Origin of the sequence: Nostoc sp. 106C (assembly GCF_002154725.1) — a bacterium.
Taxonomy (GTDB): domain Bacteria; phylum Cyanobacteriota; class Cyanobacteriia; order Cyanobacteriales; family Nostocaceae; genus Aulosira.
Window position 1 is genome coordinate 60804 of sequence record NZ_MTAW01000193.1, and the last position, 11295, is coordinate 72098.

At 40.7% G+C, this 11295-nt stretch carries 7 protein-coding genes and 1 pseudogene; 6 read left to right on the plus strand and 2 right to left on the minus strand.

The window, feature by feature from the left end:
- Positions 1 to 225 precede the first annotated feature (225 nt).
- From gor to BV375_RS29715, 3 genes are all read left to right on the plus strand, one after another.
- A complete protein-coding gene (gor, locus tag BV375_RS29705; RefSeq protein WP_086767198.1) occupies positions 226 to 1605 on the plus strand; it encodes a glutathione-disulfide reductase in 1380 nt (459 codons plus the stop codon).
- Between the two features lie 143 nt (positions 1606 to 1748).
- Positions 1749 to 2405 carry a YqiA/YcfP family alpha/beta fold hydrolase gene (locus BV375_RS29710; RefSeq protein ID WP_086767200.1) on the plus strand — a complete coding sequence of 219 codons (657 nt, stop codon included), beginning with the start codon at positions 1749 to 1751 and terminating at the stop codon, positions 2403 to 2405.
- Between the two features lie 83 nt (positions 2406 to 2488).
- Positions 2489 to 3637, plus strand: coding sequence for a histidinol-phosphate transaminase (locus BV375_RS29715; protein WP_086767202.1), 1149 nt, complete (start codon positions 2489 to 2491; stop codon positions 3635 to 3637).
- Between the two features lie 12 nt (positions 3638 to 3649).
- Here BV375_RS29715 and BV375_RS29720 read toward each other — a convergent pair whose 3' ends face one another.
- Complete coding sequence (locus BV375_RS29720; protein WP_086767204.1) at positions 3650 to 4204, minus strand: hypothetical protein; 555 nt, start codon at positions 4202 to 4204, stop codon at positions 3650 to 3652.
- Between the two features lie 734 nt (positions 4205 to 4938).
- Positions 4939 to 5556: an N-acetyltransferase gene (locus BV375_RS29725; protein WP_086767210.1), complete on the minus strand. Its 618-nt coding sequence runs from the start codon at positions 5554 to 5556 to the stop codon at positions 4939 to 4941.
- Positions 5557 to 6813: 1257 nt separating this feature from the next.
- Between BV375_RS29725 and BV375_RS38435 the strand changes: the two genes are divergently transcribed.
- From BV375_RS38435 to BV375_RS29740, 3 genes and pseudogenes are all read left to right on the plus strand, one after another.
- A complete protein-coding gene (locus BV375_RS38435; RefSeq protein ID WP_243714096.1) occupies positions 6814 to 6966 on the plus strand; it encodes a hypothetical protein in 153 nt (50 codons plus the stop codon).
- 135 nt (positions 6967 to 7101) lie between these two features.
- Entirely contained in the window at positions 7102 to 10644 is a 3543-nt protein-coding gene (locus BV375_RS29735; protein WP_086767208.1) for a response regulator, read from the plus strand.
- A gap of 74 nt (positions 10645 to 10718) precedes the next feature.
- Positions 10719 to 11295, plus strand: a pseudogene (locus BV375_RS29740) (hypothetical protein); the annotation flags it as partial.

Below are 11295 nucleotides of genomic sequence, written 5' to 3' on the forward strand. Positions count from 1 at the left end.
GTATAGTTTAAGACTTTTGTTTAAGGGAATACTTGTTCAAGGTTAGCTACTACCGCAACCACTTTCATCAAAGCAAAAGTAACATTCACCCTAATGCTAGAGCATCTGCTAACGCTAGATTAAATCAAGAACAGGACTTATACGGGGTGGCTAAACATCTTTTGTAGTTAAATCTGCCGTGTAAGTTTTCAGAAGCTCAATTGTTGCTAAAGAGACACATAACTTATGACGTTTGATTACGACCTGTTTGTAATTGGTGCTGGTTCGGGGGGTTTGGCGGCTTCCAAACGAGCAGCTAGCTACGGGGCGAAAGTGGCGATCGCGGAAAATGATTTAGTTGGCGGAACTTGTGTGATTCGCGGTTGTGTTCCCAAAAAACTTATGGTGTACGGCTCTCATTTTCCAGCACTGTTCAATCATGCCGCAGGCTATGGCTGGAAAGTCGCTGATGCTGAGTTGGACTGGGAACATTTCATTACATCTATAGATAAGGAAGTCCGACGACTGTCCCAACTCCATATCAACTTTTTAGAAAAAGCAGGAGTCACACTGATTCCTGGTCGTGCTACCTTAGTAGACGCCCATACTGTAGAAGTTGATGAACGCAAAATTACAGCCGAGAAAATTTTAATTGCTGTCGGGGGGCGACCTGTCAAACCAGATTTACCAGGGATGGAATATGCCATTACCTCTAACGAAATTTTTCACCTGAAAGAACAACCGAAGCACATAGCCATTATTGGTGCTGGTTATATAGGCTCGGAATTTGCTTCAATCATGCGCGGTTTGGGTTCCCAAGTAACACAGATTATTCGTAAAGACCTAATTTTGAAAGGCTTTGATGAAGATATCCGTACTGGCATTCAGGAGGGGATGGTAAATCATGGTATCCGCATCATCCAGAATAACGTGGTGACAGCAGTTGAGCAGGTGTCAGAAGGATTGAAGTTGTCCTTATCAGAGGAAAATGCCGAACCAGTTATTGCTGATGTGTTTTTAGTAGCAACTGGTCGGATGCCTAATATAGATGGACTGGGTTTAGAAAATGCTGGTGTTGATGTTGTGGCTAGTTCGATCGAAGGACCAGGATACAGTACTGCAAAAGCGATCGCGGTTAATGAATATAGTCAAACTAGTCAACCAAATATTTTTGCTGTCGGTGATGTCACTGATCGCTTAAATTTAACACCAGTAGCAATTGGTGAAGGTCGGGCTTTTGCCGATAGCGAATTTGACAACAACCGCCGAGAATTTAGTCACCAGACTGTACCTACAGCAATCTTTTCCAATCCAGAAGCAGCTACAGTGGGTTGGACCGAAGCTGAAGCCAGAGCCAAACTTGGTGATGATGCAGTCACAATTTTTCGTACCCGCTTCCGCCCTATGTACTACAGTTTAACGGGTGCCCAGGAAAAAACCATGATGAAGTTGGTAGTAGATGCTAACACTGATAAAGTTTTAGGTGCTCACATGGTGGGAGACAGCGCAGCTGAGATCATTCAAGGTATAGCGATCGCTGTCAAAATGGGTGCAACCAAAAAAGACTTTGATGCTACTGTCGGGATACATCCCTCAGCCGCAGAAGAATTTGTCACGATGCGATGAAGAATACTGCGTACCTAGGGTTGAGTTGAAAAACTGCCCACAAGCAAATCAGTTCTGAGTACATTTTGCCTGACTCTAGACTGAGTTTTGTAAATTTTGTAAAGACGCGATCGCGTCTTTACTTAAAATACTAGCTGAGTTGAATTGTGAATTACTTTATCTACCTGCACGGCTTTGCTTCCAGTCCTAATTCCGCCAAAGCGAGGGATATAAGCGATCGCTTTGCCCAAATTCAAACAAAGCTGAAGATTCCCGATCTAAATGCTGGCGATTTTTCTCAGTTGACAATCACTCGTCAGGTAACTCAAGTTGTTGCAGAATTTCCCCATGATTCAGTACCAGTAACCCTGATTGGCTCCAGTTTAGGCGGGTTAACCGCAGCTCACTTAGGACAAAAATACCCACAAGTACAACGTCTAGTCTTGCTAGCACCAGCTTTTGGGTTTTTATCCCATTGGTTACCTAAACTAGGAGAGGAGCAGGTACGGCGTTGGCAACATGAAAAATATCTCAAGGTTTACCACTATGGAGAAGGGCGAGAACTTTCTTTAAGTTACGATTTCGTTACAGATGCGGGCCAATACCAAGAAGATTTATTGCAACGCCCAATCCCTACCCTGATTTTGCATGGTACTAAGGATGAGGTCATTCCTATTACTGCGAGTCGCGACTTTGCGCGATTGCGTCCTTGGGTGGATTTAGTAGAACTCGACAGCGATCACAGCTTGGGAAATGTCATGGAAGAAATATGGCAAGCGATTCATCTCTTCTGTCAGTTACCTGGAAGCTGTAAAATATGAGGTTCTCACATCAACTAGTCATTTGTTCTATGCCCGTTACTAATGACTAATGACTAATGACCAATGACTCTTGACTAAAAATTATGCTTCCTTTCATCCGGTCGGATTTAGCTCAATTCACGGCTTACAAACCCCATCCTAGCAGCGATACAGCCGAAGCAGTGGCGACGCAGTTTGATCGGCTGGATACGAATGAAAGCCCTTATGATTTGCCACCAGAATTAAAAGAAAAGCTGGCTTGGACATATCAGCAAATAATTGAAACAAATCGTTACCCCGATGGAGGGCATGAGCAGCTCAAAGAAGCGATCGCTCAATATGTTAATGAGTCAGCGTCCCTGTCATCATCTAGTGTTACTGCTGCTAATATTTCTGTGGGCAATGGTTCAGATGAGCTGATCCGCTCTTTATTAATCGCTACCTGTCTGAAAGGAGAGGGCTGCATTCTAGTTGCTAATCCCACTTTCTCTATGTATGGGATTTTGGCAAAAACTTTGGGCATTGCCGTAGTAGAAGTGGGTAGAAGTGAAGTAAATTTTGAAATAGATTTACAAGCTGCACAATCTGCGATTGAACAAACGCAAAATCCCCCAATTCGGACGGTTTTCGTAGTACATCCGAATTCTCCTACTGCTAATTGCTTAACTGAGGCAGAGTTAGCATGGTTAAGAAGTCTAAGCGCAGAAATTTTGGTAGTAATTGATGAAGCTTACTTTGAATTTAGCCAAACTACCCTAGTGGGAGAATTATTACAGCGGCCAAACTGGGTAATATTACGTACTTTTTCCAAGGCTTTTCGTTTAGCAGCTCTACGCGTTGGCTATTGCATCGCTCATCCAGAAGCGATCGCCATCTTAGAAAAAGTCCGCTTACCTTACAATCTCCCCAGTTTCTCAATAGCCGCAGCATTAGTAGCTTTGCAAAACCGCAAGCTCTTACTCGCATCGATATCTCAAACACTGACTGAACGCGACAACCTGATCCACGCGTTGTCACAATACCCAGCCTTACAAGTTACAGCCAGCGCGGCTAACTTTATTTACTTACGTGTCACACTAAATAGCCGTATTCCCCAAGACGCAGCTTTAAACAATCTTCATCAACAACTTAGACAATCTGGTACGCTTGTACGTCTTCTGAACGGAGCATTACGAATTACTATAGGGACGAATGAAGAAAATGCCCGTACCCTAAATCGGCTACAGGCTGCTGTGGCAAATCTTCCATTTTAAGCATCAACTCGCTTAGTAATTAAACCTACCTTCTACTCCACTGCCTAAACGGCGTACTATTTTCACCGTTTGTGGCAATACACCTACTAACAGGGCAAAAGCAACATCTGGTAAATTAGCTACCGTTTCCAATGGAAAGTATTGTTCAAATTGATCGAGAATCTTCTGGACTCGTTGCTGAGGCACTGGGTTTTCTGTGATTTGTTTAATCAAGCGAATCCATTGCCGCCTAATTAAATAAGCTTTCTGACGCTCTTCATAAGATTCGGGAGTTAATAAAGACAAATTACCTATAGGTAATGCTCTTTGGCAATCACAATCATATTCTCCGCCCACAGCAGCCCCAGGTCCGGCAAACTCGGCATGGTAGCGTTTATAAAGAATCAAACCATTCCGTTTACGACTATTGACGATGAACACCTTTCCAGTATGTAGTAGTGTCAGGATATCCGAGCCTTGCGATTGCTCAGTTCCGTCTGGCATGACAACATTGTCAAAGAAACTGGTTTCAGGATAATAAGTTGATACCATAGCAATCTGATAGCGTCGGCGTTGTTCGCTATCCATGTTTTCTCAGATTTGCGAATAATTGAGTAGTAGTATGCACTAAAATCTGTAATTTGCTGTTAAATCAAATGAGACTTTTGATTTTTCTTATTATTAGGAACTGTATGGTCAATTTGACTAAAATATGAATAAATAGGTTTGGCTGAACAATTGAGTAATCATATTTTATGAAAAATAATTGAGTTTGTCTTGTATTAGAGTCAACTTTTTTTAAAGTTTTTATAAAGATCAATATCTTCAATACAAAGTTATGATGAGGAATTTAATTATTTACCAGATGTTAATTTATATTTATATATTTAGTGTAATTAATTTTTATATATTTTAAAATGTTGATTTTAAAGTTTTTAATCGCAGCTAATTAACATAACTTATAACTGAGTGTAACCTATGAATAACTAGTTCTTTTTTAATTTGCATATATTAGTGCTGATATATATAATTAATTAAAGTTTTATAAGTAAAAAGTATCTAAGTATTGTATTAATAATAGATTGAAGCCGAGTAATAAATTAATACATTTAATTATAATAGTTGCTAAAAATAGCAGATAAGATAATTTTTTGTTAAAGATAAATATTTTGTACTATATGCTAAATAATCAAAAAATTACTTAATCGAAATAATGGTTTGAGCTAGTAAAACCTTTAAATATAAAAAATTCCAGATTAAACTCTTTTTGGGCAATCAATTACATGCTCTCAGATCAGCCTGAACAATATCTAAAGTAAATTTCAAGTAGTTGAATTATTCTTTAGATGTTTATGTAGTAATATCTGACTTGAGTATTTTGGGAAAAATATATTCCAATTAGATTCGACTTTATATACTCGGTATCCTAACTTGAAATATAGTTGCCTTGCCTGGTAGTTATTTTCTAAAACATGCAGGTATAAATCCTGGAATCCCCATTCCTGAGAAATTTTCTCGCAGTTTTGCAATAATCCTGAGGCCACGCCATGCCTACGGTACTGTGGACGAACAGCTAAATTAGAAAGATAAGGAAAACTTCTGCCGGCTTGTGTCCATGAATTACTAAAACGTACACCTAATTCTACAGTTCCTACTAAGTTATCAGCCGCACCTCTAGTAGTGTCGGCGGCAACTAAACAAATGTGATGGGGTGCAGGTACTGCTAGACGGTGCTTCAAGTCTTCATGAATTCCCAAACGTAGTAATGGAAAAGCCCATCCCCACATCCCTTGTTGGGAGTGAAAACTTTCAGTAATAATCTGGGCGACCCCACTTAGATCGGCAGGCGTTGCAGCACGGATTTGAAATTGGCGCTCAGACAAATCGGCGGCAACTGCGATCGGCTCTTGGTGGTATGGGTGAAAAAACCAGGATGTCAAGGCTAGTTTAGTATTAATTACATTTAACGAAAATTTTCTCAAATATCCTCATACACCATACAAACTTAATGAAAACCCTTAGCGGATGACAGGTTTGAATTGGTATTATTACTGCAAATTCTCTTTTGGTCACTGAGTCAGTAAAGTGCAAAGCTTTTTTGTACAAAAGAGACGGTGCATTTCGCAGCTTTAATAATATTGTTATACACCTTGATATAGATGATATCGATGATCTAGGCTATTTTTCAAGGTGATAACATACTCTGCGCCCTTTTGGGTAATCTATTGATAGGTTAAGCAGTGTGAAACTTAATATTTCGCAAAATCTCAAAACCTAATCAATCACAATCGGTATTCTGGGGATACGAGTTTTGTCTCCATTCATTCAAATCACTCATTTTTAGAATCCCTGTGAAATAAGATTTTTGTAAAAGTCGCACAAGGCCTTAAGTTATTAACTCTAGGAGGTTAAGCATTATGGAAAAAATGAGTCTTGCCTAAATACAATATATCCCAACTTAATATCACAGCTAAGTTATAGGCTTTGAACTTAAAGATTACTATAGTATTAAAATAATTATGTATAAAAAATGACGTCTTTACAAGATAACAAGAACTTACAAATACTTAGTGTTCGGCTAAAAAAGTTTACAAATAGTTCTTTTGAGCCTATTTTCTTAACCAGCAGGAGATTTTCGTCTTGTTATTGATATTTTTGAGAAATTGCCTAGATAAGTTACAGATTACACAACTATTGAGATCTGTATAGACCTCAACATTAGACGTTAAATTAAAGTTATACTGGTGTATTTTGTTACTTTAATCCTAATTTAGGTAGTATCACAAATTCATAATTTACTTTTAGATTTAGAAGTTAAGGTTATCCAAACCAATCTACCTGTACAGGGTTAGTTTGTACAGGTATCAATTTTATGAGACTGTTGCTCATTTCTCATTTTCTAGTTTCTAGGCTGGAGCTTGCCTCTTATGGCTATCGCTGTATCACTTGCTTTTGGCAATGAGGCATCGAAGGGTACAACCCAAGATTCATTTTCCAAAAGTCTTGCTTTATTCCCTATTGAAAACAGGTATTTGTCTAATTGTATACTTTGAGGTTACATCTTATCGTTGTAATATTGCTGACTCTAACATGAGTAGCATAAATAAAATTTACCGATAAGTGTTAGTGCAACTCCTGCAACGGGAAAACTTAATATGCAGCTACAGATGGATTTTTCAGCCAGCTTTGAGTGCTGTATGTGTATAGTATTTGGACAGTTCTCGCCGGAGGTGAGGGAAGATTTGGCAAGCATCAACTCTGTAAGACTAAAACTGAATATCAAAGTAACTGCCCTACTTCAGAGCGAATGGCAATCATTACAAGCCATAGAGGCGAATTACTGTGAGTAAATGCTTTTACACTCAGCACTCATATAGCCATACAGCTTTATTCGTCAAAATGCTCTGCTCTTACCTGACTCAGAAAGATCCCTATCTGATCAGATTATTCTTTATCCAACTGCCGTTGCAGCAGGAAAGCGGTGCATGAAATCCCAACAAGCAAACAGTAAGCCTAAAATTTTGGTTGTCGATGATGAGCCAGACAACCTTGACTTGCTTTACCGCACTTTTTATCGCGATTATAAGGTGCTAAGGGCAACTTCTGGTCCTGCGGCACTGGATCTACTGGCACAAGAGGGAGAGGTTTCAGTAATCATCTCCGATCAACGGATGCCAATAATGAGCGGTACAGAATTTTTGAGCCTGACAGCGACTCAATATCCAGATATTATCCGGATTATCTTAACTGGCTACACGGATGTCGAAGACTTAGTGGAAGCCATCAATGCTGGGAAGGTCTTCAAATATGTCACCAAACCGTGGGAAGCTGAGGAACTCAAAGCAGTAGTACGCCAGGCCCTTGATACTCACAATGTCCTCAAAGCTCGGACTCGCGAATTGACACGGACACTACGTCAGGAATCACTGCTGAATACTGTCACTAATACAATTCGTAGTGCTTTAGACTATCGACAAATATTACAAGCAATTGTCGATACAGTGGGTCATATGTTGGAAGTCGATGTCTGTCTTTTACGTCCCTTCCAGGATGGGCAATTGGTCGATGAAGGATTCATTTACCAGAAGGCCCCTCAAGAGGTAGCAGGGGAGCAAGCCGATAATTTTTCTGCTTTACCTTTGGTCGGTTCCTTTACCTCTCAAGCTTTATTGGCCCAGACAGTGTGGGAAACCCGCGAAGTACAAGTGATTCATAATGTCGCAGATGATGAACGTCTCCAGGGTGATACTCCACAACTACAACAACGTAGTGCAGCTTTTATTGCTGCTAACATAAATTCCAGCTTGGTTGTGCCACTAATTTGCCAACAAGAACTGATGGCTGTACTGGCGCTGCATCAATGCTCCCAGTCCCGCATTTGGAGGGAAGAGGAAGTGCAGCTGGTGTTGATGGTGGCGGATCAGGCAGCTCTTGCTTTATCCCAAGCCTATACTTACGAGCAAGTGCGCGCTCTTGCCAAGCGAGAAGCTCTGATTAATACAATTACTACAGCGATTCGCTCTAGCCTTGATCCTCAAGATATCTTTGCAGCTATTACCGAACAACTGGGACAAGCCTTACAAGTCAATGGCTGCGTCCTATCTTTATGGACAGAAGAAGATGAGTTTGTGCAGTGTGTAGGCCTGTATGATAGTTCTCAAAATTTAGAAGATGGTATTAAGTCAGCCCAGGAAAAAGTATTAAGTAGCAATCATCATTACCTAACACAAGATTTACCCCACTCTCAGGCCCCAATTAAAGAGAATCTGATTCTGCAAGAAATTTTGCGGACACAGGAGCCAGTGGTAATTGCTGATATGAGCAATTGTCCAGCAGAAATCAGGGGATTTGATTTGCCTTTGAGAATGCCAGCACGATCGCTCATGGTTGTTCCTTTATTAGCTGATGGCAAATGCATCGGTAGTATCACTCTACGTGAAGGTAACAAATCACGACAGTGGTTAGTTTCTGAGATAGAGTTAGCTAAAGCCGTGGCAGCTCAAGCAGCGATCGCTGTACAACAATCACGTTTATATCAAAAGACTCGCGACCAAGCTGAGCGCTTGTTGCAATTAGATAAACAAAAAACTGAATTTTTTCAAAATATTTCCCATGAGTTCCGTACTCCGATTACCTTAATTCAAGGACCTTTAGAATCAGCCGTCAGTATTGGTGAAGGATTATCCTACACTCAAAGTGCGATCGCTTTGCGTAACTCCCGCCGATTGCTCAGGTTGGTAAATCAACTATTAGATCTGCAACGCTTGGATGCTGGGAGGATGCAGCCTAGTTTCCGTCCTTGCGATTTAGATGAATTTGTGAGTCAAATTGTGGAATCTTTTCGCCCCTACTGTGAGAAAAAAGGGCTACATCTAGTCACCGATTTAGGTGAATGCCCTCAAGTTTACTTGGATATGGAAAAATTTGACAAGGTACTGTATAACCTCCTGTCAAATGCAATGAAGTTTACTCCTGAAGGTGGCACTATCGGTGTCAGACTCATATCTGAAGGGAATAATTGCATATTACAAGTACAAGACACAGGAATTGGCATTGTTCAAGAACAAATTCCTCACCTATTTGAGCGATTCCGTCAAGCTGAAGGTTCAGAAAACCGTTCTTATGAAGGTAGTGGTTTGGGTTTGGCTTTAGTCAAAGAATTGGTAGAAATGCACGGCGGTAAAATAAATGTAGAATCAGTTTACGGTGAGGGTACTAGCTTTACACTATGTCTTTTGACTGGCAATAATCACTTACCCATACACCAAGTACAGGAAAGTCCTTGTGAACTGAACACGAGCCGGGCCAGTGTAGAATTGGCTGATTTAGAACTAGTAGAGCCGAGTCCGAGCATAGAAAATATCGATAGCCTTCCAAAAGACCTATCACCTAATTCTGATACTCAGGAATCTCAAGAGTACACTAATGGCAGTATCTTGAAAACTGGGTATTCAATTTTAGTTGTAGATGATAACCCAGATCTGCGAACTTACGTATCTGAGATAATTCGCGGCAATGGCTATCAAGTCCATACCGCACGTAACGGTGCAGAAGGATTGCAAATAGCTCAGAAAATCTCACCCAGTTTAATTATCACTGACTTAATGATGCCCTTAGTGACGGGGCTGGAAATGATTCGGATGATCCGCAACGAAGATAAATTGAAAGGAACACCAATCATTCTGCTCACAGCAAAAGTTGATGAGGAAACCCGTATTGAAAGTACGGAACATGGTGCAGATGCTTATTTAGCCAAACCTTTTAATGATCGGGAACTTCTAGCAGAAGTCAGAAATCTCTTAGCCTTGAAAGAAAATGAACGACGGGTTGTGGAGTTAAATACCTACCTTACAGAATCGGTACTAAAGCGCTTTTTGCCACCTGTACTGGTGAAAAAAGCCGCAGCAGGAGATTTGACCTTAGATTTACGACCAGAACCGCGCTTGATTACAGTTTTGTTCAGTGACATAGTAGGTTTTACCCAACTAGCAAATACTCTCAGATCCCGACGAGTGGCAGAGTTGCTGAATGAGTATCTAGAAGCTATGACAAAGACTGTGTTTGACAATGGCGGAACAGTAGATAAATTTATGGGAGATGCAATCTTAGCCTTATACGGAGCGCCAGAAGAATTAACACCGAATGAGCAGGTGCGTCGTGCTATTAATACGGCAAGGGCCATGCATCGTTCACTAGATCAGTTGAATCAGCGCTGGCAAAACCAAGGTATATTTGACTCTCACGGACATGCTGGTGTCAAGTTTCGTTGTGGTATTCACCAAGGTACGGCGGTTGTGGGAATGTTTGGTAGCGCCGAACGCGCCGACTACACTGCTATAGGTCCAAGCGTCAATATTGCAGCCAGGTTGCAAGCTGCCGCTATTCCCGGTACTATCTTGGTTTCTGCTGCTGTGGCAGATTATTTACAAGATGAAGAAATTACTAAAGTTAGTCCCTTGGAACTTAAAGGAGTAGATGAAACAGTTCTAACCTTCGCTGTTACACCAGAGCTAATGGCTAATCGCTGAGAGTAGACTGGATTTTAAAGCGTTAGTTTAGTAAAGAGTAATAGCGCAGAATTAGATCCAGTTAGAAATTTAATATGACACAATCGGTTGCAGATAAAACTTCAATTCCAGTCAAGGCCTGGCGACGACATACGGACCCACCTAGTTTATGGATTGCCGTAGTCATAGGTTCAGTGACCCTACACTTGTTAGTGTTCTGGTTGCTACGCTCATATGAGTCAAGTTTATTATGGCGGCAGCAAAGCAAAACTACTATTCCGATTGAAGTTGTAGAAATTTCTTCTCAAAAGAAATCAAAAGCCAAACTCAGAGCACAAGTAAAACCCTTAGCTTCTAAACCAAAATCAGTATCATCAAAGCCTTTATCCACAAATCAAAAATTACAATCAAAAATTTTATCTAAACCTGTAGCTGCACCAAATAAATTAATAACAAGACCAAACCCTACTACTCAAGATAAAAATGCTGTAGCTTTTGCCGAGCAACGTCAACTAGCTGAGCAACGCCAACGTCAACTAGCTGAGCAACAGCAACGTCAACTAGCTGAACAACAGCAACGCGAACTAGCTGAACAACAGCAACGCGAACTAGCTGAGCAACAGCAACGCGAACTAGCTGAACAACAGCAACGCGAACTAGCTGAACAACAGC

Coding starts and splice junctions, on each gene's coding strand:
- BV375_RS29715 (WP_086767202.1), top strand. CDS start 2,489: ATGCTTCCTTTCATCCGGTCGGATTTAGCTCAATTCACGGCTTACAAA.
- BV375_RS38435 (WP_243714096.1), top strand. CDS start 6,814: ATGTGTATAGTATTTGGACAGTTCTCGCCGGAGGTGAGGGAAGATTTG.
- BV375_RS29735 (WP_086767208.1), top strand. CDS start 7,102: ATGAAATCCCAACAAGCAAACAGTAAGCCTAAAATTTTGGTTGTCGAT.
- BV375_RS29720 (WP_086767204.1), bottom strand. CDS start 4,204: ATGGATAGCGAACAACGCCGACGCTATCAGATTGCTATGGTATCAACT.
- gor (WP_086767198.1), top strand. CDS start 226: ATGACGTTTGATTACGACCTGTTTGTAATTGGTGCTGGTTCGGGGGGT.